At 72.4% G+C, this 16573-nt stretch carries 14 protein-coding genes; 12 read left to right on the forward strand and 2 right to left on the reverse strand.

From position 1 onward, the window contains the following. Positions 1 to 67: 67 nt before the first annotated feature. Positions 68 to 2872 (reverse strand): aconitate hydratase AcnA, encoded by a 2805-nt coding sequence (gene acnA, locus G6038_RS06860; protein ID WP_165036863.1) that lies wholly within the window; start codon positions 2870 to 2872, stop codon positions 68 to 70. A gap of 257 nt (positions 2873 to 3129) precedes the next feature. Here acnA and G6038_RS06865 point away from each other — a divergent pair, with 257 nt between their 5' ends. The 9 genes from G6038_RS06865 to G6038_RS06905 all read left to right on the forward strand — a co-directional run bounded on the left by G6038_RS06865 (position 3130) and on the right by G6038_RS06905 (position 13106). Next, positions 3130 to 3675, forward strand: a complete 546-nt coding sequence (locus tag G6038_RS06865; RefSeq protein ID WP_165036865.1) for a DUF6676 family protein — start codon at positions 3130 to 3132, stop codon at positions 3673 to 3675. A gap of 404 nt (positions 3676 to 4079) precedes the next feature. Beyond that, entirely contained in the window at positions 4080 to 5912 is a 1833-nt protein-coding gene (locus G6038_RS06870; RefSeq protein ID WP_346772758.1) for an NlpC/P60 family protein, read from the forward strand. A 153-nt stretch (positions 5913 to 6065) separates the two neighbouring features. Further along, positions 6066 to 7217 carry a MoxR family ATPase gene (locus G6038_RS06875; protein WP_165036869.1) on the forward strand — a complete coding sequence of 384 codons (1152 nt, stop codon included), beginning with the start codon at positions 6066 to 6068 and terminating at the stop codon, positions 7215 to 7217. Further along, the gene (locus G6038_RS06880) at positions 7214 to 8167 is read left to right on the forward strand and encodes a DUF58 domain-containing protein (protein ID WP_165036871.1); all 954 of its coding nucleotides are present in this window, start codon (positions 7214 to 7216) and stop codon (positions 8165 to 8167) included. The genes G6038_RS06875 and G6038_RS06880 overlap by 4 nt, the downstream gene beginning before the upstream one ends. Beyond that, positions 8164 to 9144: a VWA domain-containing protein gene (locus G6038_RS06885; protein WP_165036873.1), complete on the forward strand. Its 981-nt coding sequence runs from the start codon at positions 8164 to 8166 to the stop codon at positions 9142 to 9144. Before G6038_RS06880 ends, G6038_RS06885 begins: the two co-directional genes overlap by 4 nt. Before the next feature lie 78 nt (positions 9145 to 9222). Next, positions 9223 to 9972, forward strand: a complete 750-nt coding sequence (gene fabG1, locus G6038_RS06890; protein ID WP_165036875.1) for a 3-oxoacyl-ACP reductase FabG1 — start codon at positions 9223 to 9225, stop codon at positions 9970 to 9972. A 52-nt stretch (positions 9973 to 10024) separates the two neighbouring features. Continuing rightward, entirely contained in the window at positions 10025 to 10837 is an 813-nt protein-coding gene (inhA, locus tag G6038_RS06895) for an NADH-dependent enoyl-ACP reductase InhA (protein ID WP_165036877.1), read from the forward strand. 9 nt (positions 10838 to 10846) lie between these two features. Further along, positions 10847 to 11911, forward strand: coding sequence for a ferrochelatase (locus G6038_RS06900; RefSeq protein ID WP_165036879.1), 1065 nt, complete (start codon positions 10847 to 10849; stop codon positions 11909 to 11911). A 136-nt stretch (positions 11912 to 12047) separates the two neighbouring features. Next, the gene (locus G6038_RS06905; RefSeq protein ID WP_165036881.1) at positions 12048 to 13106 is read left to right on the forward strand and encodes a hypothetical protein; all 1059 of its coding nucleotides are present in this window, start codon (positions 12048 to 12050) and stop codon (positions 13104 to 13106) included. Here the strand turns inward: G6038_RS06905 and G6038_RS06910 are convergent. Next, complete coding sequence (locus tag G6038_RS06910) at positions 13097 to 13906, reverse strand: hypothetical protein (protein ID WP_165036883.1); 810 nt, start codon at positions 13904 to 13906, stop codon at positions 13097 to 13099. The genes G6038_RS06905 and G6038_RS06910 overlap by 10 nt on opposite strands. Before the next feature lie 107 nt (positions 13907 to 14013). On the opposite strand from G6038_RS06910, the gene G6038_RS06915 reads away from it, so the two are divergent. The 3 genes from G6038_RS06915 to G6038_RS06925 all read left to right on the forward strand — a co-directional run bounded on the left by G6038_RS06915 (position 14014) and on the right by G6038_RS06925 (position 16568). Continuing rightward, positions 14014 to 14835, forward strand: coding sequence for a DUF3097 domain-containing protein (locus G6038_RS06915; RefSeq protein WP_165036953.1), 822 nt, complete (start codon positions 14014 to 14016; stop codon positions 14833 to 14835). A 62-nt stretch (positions 14836 to 14897) separates the two neighbouring features. Then, positions 14898 to 15329, forward strand: coding sequence for an NfeD family protein (locus G6038_RS06920; protein WP_346772759.1), 432 nt, complete (start codon positions 14898 to 14900; stop codon positions 15327 to 15329). Further along, entirely contained in the window at positions 15330 to 16568 is a 1239-nt protein-coding gene (locus G6038_RS06925) for an SPFH domain-containing protein (protein ID WP_165036887.1), read from the forward strand. Positions 16569 to 16573 lie beyond the last annotated feature (5 nt).

A 16573-nucleotide genomic window follows, 5' to 3' on the forward strand; every position in this document is an offset into this window, starting at 1 on the left:
GGCCCGAGACGAGACGCCCCGAGCCCGCCGCCGGTGCACTGCGTGTGCGGTGAACCGATCTCGGACGTCAGCCCTTGATCATGTTGCGCAGCACGTACTGCAGGATGCCGCCGTTGCGGTAGTAGTCCGCCTCACCGGGGGTGTCGATCCGCACGACCGCGTCGAAGACGACCTTCTCGCCGTTCTCCCGGGTCGCGGTGACCTTGACGGTCTTCGGGGTGACGCCCTCGTTGAGCTTCTCGATGCCCTCGATGTCGTAGACCTCGGTGCCGTTCAGCTTCAGCGAGGCGGCCGACTCGCCGGCGGGGAACTGCAGCGGGACGACACCCATGCCGATGAGGTTGGAGCGGTGGATCCGCTCGAACGACTCGGTGATGACGGCCTTGACGCCGAGCAGGCTGGTGCCCTTGGCGGCCCAGTCCCGCGAGGAACCGGAGCCGTACTCCTTGCCGCCCAGCACGACCAGCGGGATGCCGGCGTTCTGGTAGTTCTGCGACGCGTCGTAGATGAACGCCTGCGGGCCGCCGTCCTGCGTGAAGTCGCGGGTGTAGCCGCCCGAGACGTCGTCGAGGAGCTGGTTGCGCAGCCGGATGTTCGCGAACGTGCCGCGGATCATCACCTCGTGGTTGCCGCGCCGCGAGCCGTAGGAGTTGAAGTCCTTGCGCTCGACACCGTTGGCCTCGAGGTACTGCGCGGCCGGGGTGCCCGCCTTGATGTTGCCGGCGGGGGAGATGTGATCGGTGGTGACCGAATCGCCGAGCAGCGCGAGCACCCGCGCCCCCTTGATGTCCGTGACCGGAGCCGGGGTCTTGGGCATGCCCTCGAAGTACGGGGGCTTGCGCACGTAGGTGGACTTGGGATCCCACTCGAAGGTCTTGCCCTCCGGGGTGGGCAGGCCACGCCAGCGCTCGTCGCCCTTGAACACGTCCGCGTAGCCCTTGACGTACATCTCCTGGCTGATCGCGGAGCCGATGGTGTCCTGGATCTCCTGGGCGGAGGGCCAGATGTCCTTCAGGAACACGTCGTTGCCGTCGGCGTCCTGGCCGAGGGCGTCGTGCTCGAAGTCGAAGTCCATCGTGCCGGCGAGGGCGTAGGCGATGACCAGCGGCGGGGACGCCAGGTAGTTCATCTTCACGTCGGGGGAGATGCGACCCTCGAAGTTGCGGTTGCCGGAGAGTACCGCGGTGGCCGTCAGGTCGTTGTCGTTGATGGCCTTGCTGATCGCCTCGTCCAGGGGGCCGGAGTTGCCGATGCAGGTGGCGCAGCCGTAGCCGACGAGGTAGAAACCGAGCTTCTCGAGGTACGGCCATAGGCCGGCCTTCTCGTAGTAGTCGGTGACGACCTGCGAGCCGGGCGCCATGGAGGTCTTGACCCACGGCTTGGCCGACAGGCCCTTGTCGACGGCGTTGCGGGCGAGCAGCGCGGCGCCGAGCATCACGGACGGGTTCGAGGTGTTGGTGCAGGAGGTGATGGAGGCGATCACGACGGCGCCGTGGTCGAGGACGAACTCGCCCTTCTCCTCGGAGACGACCTTGACCGGCTTGGTCGGCCGGCCCTCGGAGCCGTTCGCGGCCGACTGCACGTCCACTGCACCGTCGTCGGCGAAGGACAGGGCGACCGGGTCGGACGCCGGGAAGGACTCCTCGACGGCCTCGTCGAGCTGGGTGTGGTCGGCCGGGTGGTGCTCCTCCACGTAGTTGTGGATGTCCTTGCGGAAGGCGCTCTTCGACTCCGACAGCAGGATCCGGTCCTGCGGGCGCTTCGGCCCGGCGATGGACGGAACCACGTCACCGAGGTCGAGCTCGAGGTACTCGGAGTACTGCGGCTCGACATCCGCGTCGTGCCACAGGCCCTGCTCCTTGGCGTAGGCCTCGACGAGGGCGAGCTGCTCGTCGCTGCGGCCGGTCAGGCGCAGGTAGTTCACGGTCTCCTCGTCGATCGGGAAGATCGCCGCGGTGGAGCCGAACTCGGGGCTCATGTTGCCCAGGGTGGCGCGGTTGGCCAGCGGCACCTCGGCGACGCCCCTGCCGTAGAACTCGACGAACTTGCCGACGACACCGTGCTTGCGCAGCATCTCGGTGACGGTGAGGACCACGTCGGTGGCGGTCACGCCCGGCTTGATCTCACCGGTGAGCTTGAAGCCGACCACGCGCGGGATGAGCATGGAGACCGGCTGGCCGAGCATCGCGGCCTCGGCCTCGATGCCGCCGACGCCCCAGCCGAGCACGCCCAGGCCGTTGACCATGGTGGTGTGCGAGTCGGTGCCGACGCAGGTGTCGGGGTAGGCCTGGCCGTTCCGGACCATGACGGTGCGCGCGAGGTGCTCGATGTTGACCTGGTGGACGATGCCGGTGCCGGGCGGGACGACCTTGAAGTCGTCGAAGGCGCCCTGGCCCCAGCGCAGGAACTGGTAGCGCTCCCCGTTGCGCTGGTACTCGATGTCGACGTTGCGCTCGAAGGCGTCGGCGCGGCCGGCGACGTCGATGATCACGGAGTGGTCGATGACCATCTCAGCGGGGGCCAGCGGGTTGACCTTGTTCGGGTCGCCGCCCAGGGTCTCGACCGCCTCGCGCATCGTGGCGAGGTCGACGATGCAGGGCACGCCGGTGAAGTCCTGCATGATCACGCGGGCGGGCGTGAACTGGATCTCGACGCTCGGCTCGGCCGACGGATCCCAGCTCGCGATGGCGCGGATGTGATCGGCGGTGATGTTCGCACCGTCTTCGGTGCGCAGCAGGTTCTCGGCGAGAACCTTCAGTGCGTAAGGGAGTTTCTCGGTGCCCGGAACGGCCGAGAGGCGGAAGATCTCGTACGAGTTCTCTCCGACCTCCAGCGTCCCCTTGGCGCCGAACGAATCAATACTGGTGCTCACGTCAGCTCCACTCGTCGATGAGGCTCGCCGCCGACGGGGCTGTGTCGACGGCCGAAGCGAGGCCCCGGAGCCGAGCCGGGCCGCAGAACAGGGCCGGACGGCGTCGGAGGCGTCTCGCGGCAAGTCTAACAGTACGCTTGTCCTGTGAACCGATGGGACACAACCGCCGATCCGGCGTCCGGCCGCCGCCGCGGCACCGTCGCGTAGGGTACGAACGGCGCCGCACGAGCGGCGGCCGTCGAGCCCCACGGAGAGAGATGTCTGCGCCCCTGTCACGTGTCCTGACACCGTCGGCCACCGACCTCCCCCCGGGTGTCTCGCTCGAGCAGGTCCTCGTGGATCTCGCCGACGACCAGGTCTCGGCACCCCCGGACCGCGTCGACGACCTGGTCGCCGTCGTCGAGCGCGCGCAGCAGCACGGCATCGACCTGAGCATCGTCGTGCTCGACCGCGACCCCCGGCTCGACTCGCAACTGCGCGACCTCGCGACCGACGTGGCCGGCGAGGACGGCGGTACCGTGCTCGTGCTGAGCCCCGGCTGGGCCGGCGCCCACAGCGACAGCATCGACCGGGTACTCCTCGAGTCCGCGCAGGACCGCACCTACACCGGCGATCCGGTCGTCTCGGCGTCCAACTTCGTCGACGCACTCACCGAGCCCGCGCCGCCCTGGACGCTGCTGACGGTGCTGCTGCTGCTCGTGGTCGCGGGCGCGGCGGGGGCCACGTACCTCGCCAAAGCGGTCCGTCGCCGCGGCGACACCGCCGCGGCCGAGCCGGTCGCTGCCGACCGGCCCGCCCGCTGACCGGACCGCGCCGAGAATTTTCCCACCCACCACTGTGGCCGTCGTCACAGTTCAGGGCGTTGACAGACGGCGAATTACCCTTCTGTTATTTGTGACTGGAGTTTCCTCGGGGTGCAAAGTGTCGTACGGTGCACTTGGCGCTCTTGGGGAAGGGGTGTCACACATACCCGGAGTCGGGTCGCGGTGCGAGCCGTGGGGCGACGCCGGGCTGCCGAGCGGTGCAACCGCGGTCTCGTCCGCGGTGGATCGCCGCTGCGGCGACCCCTTTCCAGGTTGCGCTCGGGTGCGTCCCGCCGGCGCGACCGAGGGAGGGCGATGTGAGGCGTAGCGGTATACGGCAGGCGATGTCCCGACAGCCGTCGCGGACGCCCCGAAGACGCCGACTGTCCCGCACGACCCGGTTGGTGCTCGGTCTCGGCCTGGCCGCCTCCCTGATCGCGGGTACCGCCGCGTCCGCCGGCGCGATACCGCCCCCGCCGCCGAATCCCAGCGACGCCGATCTCGCGGCCGCCGGGGTGGCCGTCGCCGCCGGGGTGGACCAGGTGGGCGGCCTCATCCTCCGGATCGCCACCGCAGACCAGCAACTCGCCGAACTCGAGAATCAGGTCGCGGTCAAGCGGGAGAACGTCAACCGCGCCCTCGTGGACCTGCAGTCCGCCCGCGACGCCGCCGACGCCGCCGCTCACGCGGTCGCCCTGTCGCAGCAGGCGCTGAAGGACGCGGGCACCCGGATCCGTCAGGCGCAGCAGGACTTCGACGCGTTCGCCCGCGACAGCTACGTCCAGGGCACCAATGTCGCCTCCCTCGCCTCGTTCATCGGCTCCACCGGTCCCGACGACCTGCTCGACCGTGCCCAGATCATGCGCCTGCTCTCCGCGGGCCGCACCGTCGTCCTCGATGCCCTCGAACGCGCCCGCACCGAGCAGGCCAACCGGGACTCGCGGGCGCGGGCCAGCAAGCAGGAGGCGGACGCCGCCGCCGCGGCGGCGGAGGAACGTCGGGCCGCCGCCGAGACGGCCATTGCCGAGGCGCGCACCGCGTTGTCCGCGCAGACGGCCGAGAAGCAGCGCATCGAACAGGACCGCGCGCAGGCGCAGGCCGAACTCGACCGGGCCCGCGGCACCGTCACCGGGCTCGAGGGCCAGCGCGCGCAGTACGCGGAGTGGGATCGGCAGCGGCAGGCCGAGGAGGCCGCGGCGGCCGCGGCCGAGACCGCCGTCCGGCAGGCGGCGGCCGACGCCGCCCGCCGCGTCGCCGCCGACGCCGACGCCCGCGCCCGCGCTGCCGAACTGGCCAACGGGCAGCGGCCCCACACCCAGATCGACGGCTACGTGCGGCCCCAGCCCGCGGCCGCCGAATCCGGCGAGTCCGAGGTCGGCTTCGAGTCGCCGCTGCCACCCACCTCCGACGCGACCACCGCCCGGCCGGGCCGCACCACGCCCGAGCAGGACGGATCGGGCACCGACGATTCGGGCACCGACGGATCGGGCACCGACGGATCGGGCACCGACGGATCGGGCACCGACGGATCGGGCACCGACGGATCGGGCACCGACGGATCGGGCACCGACGGATCGGGCACCGACGGATCGGGCACCGACGATTCGGGCACCGACGATTCGGGCACCGACGGATCCGGGGACGGCACCGAGGGATCGGGCGACTCGTCGACCGACGGCAGCGACGAGTCCGACGCCGAGGACTCGACGATCCCCGACCGCGCCGACCCGGTCGAGGAGGAGGACACCACCACGTCTCCGCCTGCCCGCAGCCGGCCCAGGACCACTCCGAAGCCGGGCTCGACCCTCAGCGGCACCGCCGCCGTCGAAACGGTGATCGACCGGGCGATGTCGCAGATGGGGGTGCCCTACGCCTGGGGTGGTGGCGACGAGAACGGTCCGACCCTCGGCATCCGCGACGGCGGCGTCGCCGACAGCTACGGCGACTACAACAAGGTCGGCTTCGACTGCTCCGGGCTGATGATCTACGCATTCGCCGGGATCGGGATCTCGTTGCCGCACTACACCGGCTACCAGTACACCGCGGGCGAGCAGGTGCCGTCGGCCGAGATGCGCCGCGGCGACATGATCTTCTACGGCCCGAACGCCAGCCAGCACGTGGGCCTCTACCTGGGCGACGGGCAGATGATCGAAGCGCCCCAGTCGGGTTCGCACGTGAAGATCTCACCGGTACGCTGGGACGGCATGACCCCGTACGTGGTACGGATGGTGTCCTGAGGCAGCGCTTCGGCCCGGCCGGAGGCGGGCTTGCTCGACGCCGGTGACCGCGGACGTCGGCTCGGCGACGGCGGGGGCGTCCGGCACCTGGAATAGTGGTGTCGGTAGGCGACTTCGAGCAGGAACGACCTAGGCGAAAGCGGTGGATTCTTGGTGACCTCACGCGAGGGTGGCACGGCGGGCACGGCGACGTCGGACGCAAAGACCGCCCCGGCGGCCGCGGCCGGGGACACGGCACGCACGTCGGACCAGGCACACGATGTGCGTCTGCTCGAGCAGGCGATCTACGAGGTCAAACGGGTGATCGTCGGTCAGGACCGGCTCGTCGAGCGGATGCTCGTCGGCGTCCTCGCCCGCGGCCACGTGCTGCTCGAAGGTGTTCCGGGCGTGGCCAAGACCCTCGCGGTCGAGACGTTCGCGAAGGTCGTCGGCGGCTCGTTCTCCCGCGTGCAGTTCACCCCCGATCTGGTGCCGACCGACCTCGTCGGCACCCGCATCTACCGGCAGGGCCGCGAAGCGTTCGACACCGAACTCGGGCCCGTCGTGGCGAACTTCGTGCTCGCCGACGAGATCAACCGGGCCCCGGCGAAGGTGCAGTCCGCGCTGCTCGAGGTGATGGCCGAGCGGCACGTCACGATCGGTGGCAGGACCTTCCCCATGCCCGACCCGTTCCTGGTGATGGCCACCCAGAACCCGATCGAGAACGAGGGCGTGTATCCGCTGCCGGAGGCACAGCGCGACCGGTTCCTGTTCAAGGTCCTCGTCGACTACCCCACGGTCGAGGAGGAACGCGAGATCGTCTACCGCATGGGGGTGGCCGCACCCGAACCCAAGCAGGTCCTCGACAGCGACGAGCTGATCCGCCTGCAGCAGGTCGCCAACCGCGTGTTCGTCCACCACGCCCTCGTCGACTACGTGGTGCGCGTCATCTTCGCCACCCGCGCCCCCGGCGAGATCGGCCTGACCGAGGTCGACGGGTGGATCGCCTACGGGGCCTCCCCGCGGGCGACCCTCGGCATCATCGCCGCCGCGCGCGCCCTGGCGCTGCTGCGCGGTCGCGACTACGTCGTGCCGCAGGACGTTCTCGACATCATCCCGGACGTGCTGCGGCACCGGCTGGTGCTGTCCTACGACGCCCTCGCCGACGACGTCACGCCCGACCAGATCATCGCCCGCATCCTGCAGACCGTCGGCATGCCGCAGGTCGCTCCGCAGGCCAACCCGCCCGCCCCGGTCCCGGTCGGGGCCGCGGCCGCGCCGGCGGCAGGCGTGACCGGGCCGGAGGCGGGTGCGGGGCAGCGGTGAGCCGACGCCCCCCGGTGACCCCGCCGACCTTCCGTTCCGGCGAGCTGCGTGACCCCGCCCTCACGGCGGCGCTGCGGACCCTCGAGCTGACCGTGCGGCGCCGCCTCGACGGGGTGCTGCACGGCGACCACCTCGGGCTCATCCCGGGACCCGGCTCGGAGCCCGGCGACGCCCGCGAGTACCAGCCCGGCGACGACGTGCGGCAGATGGACTGGTCCGTCACCGCCCGCACCACCCACCCGCACGTGCGGCAGACCGTCGCCGACCGCGAACTCGAGACCTGGTTGGCCATCGATCTCTCGCCCAGCCTCGACTTCGGCACCGGGGTCTGCGAGAAGCGGGATCTCGCCGTGGCGGCCGCCGCCGCGGTCGGCTACCTCGCCGGCGGCGGCGGCAACCGGATCGGCGCCGTGGTGAGCACCGGGGCACGCACCCATCGCGTGCCGGCCCGCGGCGGCCAGCTGCACACGCAGGCGATGCTCCGCTCGATCGCGACGACCCCGCACGCCCCCGACGGCACCCGCGGGGACCTGCGCGGGCTGATCGAGTCGCTGCGGCGCCCGCAGCGTCGCCGCGGCCTGGCCGTCGTCGTCAGCGACTTCCTCGGCCCCATCGACTGGGAACGCTCGCTGCGCGCCCTGTCCGGCCGGCACGACCTGCTCGCGGTGGAAGTCCTCGACCGCCGCGACCTCGAACTGCCCGACCTCGGCGACGTCGTGCTGCACGACCCCGAGACCGGGCACACCCGCGAGTTCACCACGAGCGCGCAGTTGCGCGCCGACTACGCCCGCGCCGCCGCCGAGCACCACGCCGCCGTGCGCAAGGCCGTCCGCGGCTGCGGTGCCCCGATGCTGAGTCTGCGCACCGACCGCAACTGGATCGACGACGTGGTCCGGTTCGTCGCCGCCCGTCGCCACAGCTTCGGCGCCCCGGTGAAGGGGGGCCGGTGAGCATCTCCGACTTCACCGCGCCGTGGTGGTTGCTGTTCCTGTTCGTCGTCGGGGCCCTCGCCGTCGGATACGTAGCCGTGCAACGCCGTCGGATGCGGCACACGCTGCGGTTCACCAACCTCGAGCTGCTCGAGAAGGTCGCACCCCAGAGGCCCGGCCGCAGCCGGCACGTCCCGGTCGCGTTGCTGCTGGCGGGGCTGGCGCTGCTCACCGTCGCCGCCGCCGGGCCCACCGCCGAGCAGCGGGTCCCACGCAACCGCGCCACTGTCGTCCTGGTGATCGACGTGTCGTTGTCGATGCAGGCCACCGACGTCGAGCCCACTCGCCTCGCCGCCGCACAGGCGGCCGCCAAGTCGTTCGCCGACGACCTGACTCCCGGCATCAACCTCGGTCTGGTGGCGTTCTCCGGCACCGCCTCGGTGCTCGTCTCGCCGACCACCAACCGGGAGGCCACCAAGACCGCGATCGACAACCTGCAGCTGAGCGAGCGCACCGCCACCGGCGAGGCGATCTTCACGGCCCTGCAGTCCGTCGACACCCTCGCCGCGGTGCTCGGCGGCGGCGACCAGGCACCCCCGGCGCGGATCGTGCTGCTGTCGGACGGCAAGCAGACCGTCCCGGAGAGCCCCGACGACCCGCGCGGTGGATTCACCGCCGCCCGGCAGGCCGCGGACAAGGACGTGCCCGTCTCGACCATCTCCTTCGGCACCGAGTACGGCACCGTCACGATCGAGGACGAACGCATCCCGGTGCCGGTGGACGACCCGTCCCTGAAGGAGATCGCCAGCCTCTCCGGCGGCACCTTCTTCACCGCGTCGAACCTGCAGGAACTCGAGGACGCCTACAACACCCTCGAGGAACAGATCGGGTACGAGACCACCCGCGGGGACGCCAGCCGCCCGTGGCTGATCCTCGGTGTCCTCGCCGTCGCCGGGGGGGTCGCCGCCGCCCTGCTGCTGCGCCAACGCCTGCCCTGACCTGCGCCGCGGCCCGCGCGCCGTCACCGCGGGCGCCTTGTTACCGACCCGTACCGCCACCAGATAGGGTTTGACCCCATGACTGACGCAAGCAGCCCCGCCGGATCGCCGCGCCCCGCGGCCACCCCCCGCTCGGTTCTCGTCACCGGCGGCAACCGCGGCATCGGCCTCGCCGTCGCGCGCCGCCTGCAGGCGGACGGCCACAAGGTCGCCGTCACCCACCGCGGCTCCGGCGCCCCGGACGGACTGTTCGGCGTCCGGTGCGACGTCACCGATAGCGAGTCCGTCGACGCCGCGTTCAAGGAGGTCGAGGAGCACCAGGGGCCGGTCGAGGTCCTGGTCGCGAACGCCGGCATCACCGACGACACGCTGCTGATGCGGATGACCGAGGACCAGTTCACGAAGGTCGTCGACGCCAACCTCACCGGTGCGTTCCGGTGCGCGAAGCGCGCCAACCGCGCGATGCTGCGGGGGCGCTGGGGTCGGATGATCTTCCTCGGCTCGGTCGTCGGCATGGCCGGTCAGGCGGGGCAGATCAACTATGCGTCCTCGAAGGCCGGCGTCATCGGCCTGGCCCGCTCGGTGACCCGTGAACTCGGCTCGCGATCGATCACGGCGAACGTCGTCGCGCCCGGCTTCATCGAGACGGACATGACCGCCGAACTCTCCGACGACGTCCGCGACACCGCGAAGAAGTTCATCCCGCTGCAGCGTCTCGGCAGGCCCGAGGACGTCGCCGCGGTCGTGAGCTTCCTGGCCTCCGACGACTCCGCGTACGTCTCCGGCGCGGTCATCCCCGTCGACGGCGGCCTCGGCATGGGCCACTGACGCCGGCACGCACGCCACCACATCCGAAACTCACTGGAGGACCGACACACTCATGGGCGGACTGCTCGAGGGCAAGACCATTCTCGTCACCGGCATCATCACCGACGCCTCCATCGCCTTCCACACCGCGAAGGTCGCGCAGGAACAGGGCGCGAAGGTCGTCATCACCGGCTTCGACCGGCTGCGCCTGATCGACCGCATCGCGCAGCGGCTGCCGCAGCCGGTGCCCCCGGCCCTCGAGCTCGACGTGCAGAACACCGCCCACCTCGACACCCTCGCCGACCGGGTGCGCGAGCTCGCCCCCGAGGGCCTCGACGGCGTCGTGCACTCCATCGGCTTCGCCCCGCGCTCCTGCCTGGGCAGCCCGTTCCTCGACGCGCCGTGGACCGACGTCGCCGTCGCCCTCGAGGTCTCCGCCTACTCCTACGCCGCGCTCGCCAAGGCCCTGCTGCCCGTCCTCAACGACGGCGCCTCCCTGGTCGGCATGGACTTCGACCCCGCCCGCGCCGTCCCGTTCTACAACTGGATGGGCGTGTCCAAGGCCACCCTCGAGTCCGTCAACCGCTACGTCGCCAAGGAGGTCGGCGGCCGCGGCATCCGCTCCAACCTCGTCGCCGCCGGCCCGATCAAGACCCTCGCCGCCAAGGCGATCGCCGGCGACGCCACCGGACCCGGCGCCGAGATGAACCGGCTCAACGAGGGCTGGTCCGCGGCGGCCCCGATCGGCTGGGACGTCGAGGACCCCACGCCCGTCGCGAAGACCGTGTGCACGGTGCTGTCCGACTGGCTGCCCGGCACCACCGGGTCGATCGTCTACGTCGACGGGGGATTCCATTCCCAGGTCGGCTTCGGTGCCGGCGCCTAGGGTCGAGCCATGACCCGTACCTCCGAGCCGTACGACGCACTGCTGGTGCTCTCGTTCGGCGGTCCGGAAGGGCCGGACGACGTGCGCCCGTTCCTCGAGAACGTCACCCGCGGCCGCGGCGTGCCGCCCGAACGCCTCGACGAGGTCGCCGAGCACTACCTGCACTTCGGGGGTGTCTCGCCGATCAACGCCCTCAACCGCGACCTCATCGCGCGCCTCGAGGCGGACTTCGCCGCCGCCGGGCTGGACCTGCCGATCTACTTCGGCAACCGCAACTGGCACCCGATCATCGAGGACACCGTCGCGGCCATGCGCGACGACGGGGTGCGCAGCGCGCTGGTGTTTCCCACCTCGGCGTGGGGCGGCTATTCGGGGTGCCGGCAGTACCACGAGGACATCGCCCGCGCCCGCGCCGCCGTCGGCGACGACGCGCCCGCGCTGACCAAACTGCGGCACTTCTACGATCACCCGCTGTTCCTCGACGCCGTCGCCGACGCGGTCGCCGCGGCGCGCGCACAACTGCCCGCCGACCGCCGCGACGCGGCGCGCCTGGTGTTCACCGCCCACTCGGTGCCCACCGCCGCCGACGCCGCCGGCGGCCCACCCGAGCTGGGCGGGCACCTGTACAGCCGGCAGGTCGCCGAGGCGGCCCGCCTGGTGGCCACCGCCGCCGGCAGCGCCGACCACGACCTGGTGTGGCAGTCCCGCTCCGGGCCGCCGCAGGTGCCGTGGCTCGAGCCGGACATCGTCGACCACCTCGAGGCCCTGCACGCGCGCGGCGTCGACGCGGTCGTCGTCGTGCCCGTCGGCTTCGTCTCCGACCACCTCGAAGTCGTCTGGGACCTCGACACCGAAGCCCGCGACCGGGCCGCGGAACTCGGCATGGCGTTCGCCCGCGCCGCCACCGCCGGCCCCGACCCGCGGTTCGTGCGGATGGTGCGCGAGCTGGTGCGCGAACGCCTCGACGGTGCCGCCCCCGTGCGGCGCGGCACCGAGCCGCTGCTGGGCGTCGGCTGCAACGGCGTGCTGTGCGCACCGGACTGCTGCCGGCCACCGGCACGGCCCCGCCGCTGACCGGGCGGGCTCGGCACCCCGCCCCGGGGGCCGTTCACCGCCCGCGTCACCCGGTGCTTCGGACCGCGCGGCCGTTCGTGTGACCCAGGAGCACGCCGGCCGCCACCGGCCCGCCCCGCCGACGAAAGGCCGCACCGTGACCGCACCGCCCACCGCCGTCGACGACGCCGCCCTGACCCGCGTCGAGGTGTTCCTCGTCGCCGCCGTCGCGACGGTGCTCGTCACCCGCGGCTACCTCGCCGCGACCGGCTACCCGCAGATCGGCGGCGGCACCCTGCACATCGCGCACGTGCTGTGGGGTGGGCTGCTCATGGCCGTCGCCCTCGTCGGGACCCTGATCCGGCACGGCAGCCGGGTGCGCATGCGCGCCGCCCTGCTCGGCGGGATCGGCTTCGGGTTGTTCCTCGACGAGGTCGGCAAGTTCCTCACCACCGACGTCGACTACTTCTTCCGGCCCGCCGTCGCCGTGATGTACGTGGTGCTCGTCGCGTTCTACCTCGGCGCCCGCGTGGCGCTGCTGCGGCGCGGCCCGACCGACCGGCAGCGCCTCGCCGTCGGGCTCGAGGCGCTGACCGATCTCGTGCTCGGCCAGCTCGACGACCTCGCCCGCCGCCGCGCCCTGGACATGCTGGCGGGGGTGCGGGACCCGGCGCAGCGGGAACTCGCCGGGGCGGTGCGGGCAGGGCTGGCCGCACCGGTCGCGGCGCCGGCCGGTTTCGACGGGCGCATCGCCGCGGCCCGCGACCGGCTCGAGCGCCGGGTCACGGCCGTGGCGGCGACCGCCGCGGCCCGTCGGCTCGTGCTGGCGGTGTTCGCCGTGCACGCCGCGCACACCCTCGTCGGGCTGGCGATCCTGCTGGCCGGGCCGGGGTGGGAGGACGAGGACGCCGGCCTCTCCGAGCTCGGCGCCGAGATCTCCGGTGCCGTGAGCGCCGTGCTGATCGTGGCCGGGCTCTGGCAGTTCGCGCGGCGCCGCGATCTGCCGGCGTTGCGGCTGCTGTACGCCTCCGTCGTCGTGAATCTGCTCGTCACCCAGGTGTTCCTGTTCGACCTGCGGCAGTTCGGGGCGCTCGCCGGGTTCGCGGTGTCGCTGCTGCTGCTGATCGTGGTGCGGGTGGCGATCCGGACGGAGAAGACCGTCGTCGCGCCGCCGGCAGTCCCGCGCGGCGTGTCCGCGGCATCGGGTCAGGCGTGATGCCCCGCCCGGACTGCGGCCGCCACCGCCCCGAGCCGCGCGGCCCGCACCGCGGCCCACAGCGGACGCAGCGCCTCCTCCCGCGCGGCCTGCCCGCTGGCCGAGGCGGCGCGCGGTTCCACACCACGGCCGGCGACCGTGAGGATGGCCGCGACCTGATCGGCCGAGTCGAGGATGCGCGCCGCGCGGCCCGGCATCGACTCCGGATACCGGTGCCGCGCATGTTCGGCGACCTCGGCCGCGATCTGCTCCCGGGGGTCGGCGGTGCGGCCGTCCGCGCCGACGGTCAGCACCCGGCCCACCCTCGCCGCGGCGTCCCGCACCGCCTCACGCATGGCGAACTCGGCCTCCCCAAGGCCGGGCTCGGCGGGCGGCTCGGGCACCGCCGGGACCGCGAACAGCGTCCAGCCCAGCACGTCCGGCCCCTCCACCGAGGGGACGAAGCCGAGACCGGGGGTCCCGGGTGCGCCGGCGAGCACCGCCTCTCCGGCCGCGACCGCGGCGCGCGCCAGCTCGGTGCCCGGCGGCAGGCCCCGCACGTCGCCGGGCACGGGCAGCACCAGCCGGATCCCGTCCACGCCGGCCGGATCGGCCCGGCGCAGCGCGGACAGCAGCACGGCGGCGCCGTCGACGGGCGAACGCTCGGGCACGGCGGAGAAGTCGGCGGCGGGCTCGTCGCGGGAGACCACCAGATGCATCGGCGCCCAGGCGTGCAGGGCGTCGATGACGTCGTCCGGTGCGGCGTGCCCGGCCAACCAGGAGCCGGCCCACACCGTCAGGGTCTGACCGGGTGAACTCACGGTGTCCGAGCATAGGCGCCGTCCCGGCGACGGGGCCACGGCCGGTCGGCGTGCCCTCCCGCCGCTGCGGCCGCGGCGGCCCTAACGTGGCGGGCGTGAGTCCCGACATGTACGGCGGCGACATCTTCGCCGGCCATCCGCGCGCCCGTAAGCCCCCGATCCCCGAGGTGCCCGCCGAGAAGGACCTGGTGGTCGAGGACGCCGCGTCCGGTTGGTGCGGTGCGATCGTCGGCATCGAACGCACCTACGACGGCGACTTCGTCCGGCTCGAGGACGCGTCGCGGCGTACCCGGCTGTTCGCGCTGCGCCCCGCCGCGTTCCTCCTCGACGGCCGGCCGGTGACGCTGGTGCGGTCCGTCCCGCGGCCGACGGCGGGCGGCCCCACCCGGTCCGCGTCCGGGTCCACGAAGGTCGAGGGGTTGCGGGCGCGGGTCGCGCGCGGCAGCCGCATCTGGGTGGAGGGCGTGCACGACGCGGCCCTCGTCGAACGCGTGTGGGGGCACGATCTGCGCGTCGAGGGGGTCGTGGTCGAGCAACTCGAGGGCCTGGACAATCTCGGGGAGCGGCTCGCCGCGTTCGCACCCGGTCCCGGCCGCCGCGTGGGGGTGCTCGCCGACCATCTCGTCGCCGGATCCAAGGAGGAGCGGCTGACCGCGAATCTCGGGCCGCACGTGCTCGTCACCGGGCATCCGTTCGTCGACGTGTGGCAGGCGGTGCGGCCCCGGGCGCTGGGAATCGAGGCGTGGCCGACGATTCCGCGCGGGCAGGACTGGAAGACCGGGGTGTGCCGGGCGCTGGGGTGGGGCAGCCCGCAGGACGGGTGGCGCCGCGTCTACTCGGCGGTGTCGAGCTTCCGGGATCTCGAGGCGCCGCTGATCGGGGCGGTCGAGCGGCTCGTCGATTTCGTCACCGAGCCCACCGGGGACTGACCGCGCCGCGGCCGTGACCTGCGGATCCATCCGCGATGTCCGATTTGTGGTTGGATGGCGTCGTGTCGGCATTGATATGGCTGATCGCCGGACTGGTGCTCGCCGCCGCGGAGGCGCTGACGGGTGATTTCGTCCTGCTGATGCTCGGCGGCGCGGCCCTGGCCACCGCCGGGGTGTCCGCCGCTACGGATCTGCCGGTGTGGGCCGACGCGGTGGTGTTCGCGGTGTCGTCGCTGGTGCTGCTGGGTGGGGTGCGGCCGGTGCTGCGCCGGCGCTACGCGCTGCCGCCGGCGAAGGCGACGAACGTGGACGCCCTGCCGGGCAAGCAGGCACTGGTGCTCGAGCAGGTGGCCGCGCACTCCGGGCAGGTGAAGCTGGACGGTGAGGTGTGGACTGCGCGTCCGCTGGACGTCACCGAGGTGTATCCGCCCGGCACGACCGTGACCGTGATGCAGATCGACGGCGCGACGGCCGTCGTGTGGAAGGGGCCGTAGATGGAAGCGCTGATCGTGCTCGCCGTCGTCGTGGCGTTCGTGGCGCTGGTGGTCGTCAAGTCGGTGGCCCTGGTGCCGCAGGCCGAGGCCGCGGTGATCGAGCGGCTGGGCCGCTACTACCGGACCGTGTCGGGACAGCTGACGTTCCTGGTGCCGTTCGTCGACCGGATCCGCGCCAAGGTGGACTTGCGCGAGCGGGTGGTCTCGTTCCCGCCGCAGCCGGTGATCACCCAGGACAACCTCACCCTGAGCATCGACACGGTCGTGTACTTCCAGGTGACGAATCCGCAGGCCGCCGTGTACGAGATCAGCAACTACATCGCGGCGGTGGAGCAGCTGACGGTGACCACGCTGCGCAACGTGGTCGGCGGCATGACCCTCGAGGAGACGCTGACCTCCCGCGATTCGATCAACGGGCAGCTGCGCGGCGTGCTCGACGAGGCGACCGGCCGCTGGGGACTGCGGGTGGCCCGGGTGGAGCTCAAGAGCATCGATCCGCCGCCGTCGATCCAGGAGTCGATGGAGAAGCAGATGAAGGCGGACCGGGAGAAGCGGGCGATGATCCTCACCGCCGAGGGACACCGGGAGTCGGCGATCAAGACCGCCGAGGGCGACAAGCAGTCCCGGATCCTGTCGGCCGAGGGCGCCAAACAGGCCGCCATCCTCGAGGCGGAGGCCGATCGCCAGTCGCGGATCCTGCGCGCCCAGGGTGACCGCGCCGCGAAGTACCTCGAGGCGCAGGGCCAGGCGAAGGCCATCGAGAAGGTGTTCGCGGCGATCAAGTCCGGGCGGCCGACGCCCGAGTTGCTCGCGTACCAGTATCTGCAGACGCTGCCGCAGATGGCGCGGGGCGACGCGAACAAGGTGTGGATGGTGCCGAGCGATTTCGGGGACGCCCTCAAGGGCTTCGCCCGGCACCTCGGTGCGCCGGGTGAGGACGGGGTGTTCCGGTTCGAGCCGAGCCCGGTCGACGAGAGGCTCCCGCGGCCGGAGGACGACACCGAGGAGGTGGCGGACTGGTTCTCCACCGCGCGTGACCCGGAGGTCGCGCAGGCCGTCGCCGCCGCCGAGGCCGTTGCCCGCAAGCCGGTCGATCCGGCGGTGCACAACCCGACCGGCGCCCAACGCAGGGGCGGGGAGCCGGCCGCGTCCCCCGCGACGGCGTTGCCGCCGTCGGAGCCGATCACGGGCGGATGGGTGCAGCCGCAGCCGGGGCAGCGGCACGGCGAACCGCAGTGACCGGA

The organism is Rhodococcus sp. 14C212 (assembly GCF_011058195.1).
In the GTDB taxonomy this organism is placed as follows: Bacteria; Actinomycetota; Actinomycetes; order Mycobacteriales; family Mycobacteriaceae; genus Rhodococcus; species Rhodococcus aetherivorans.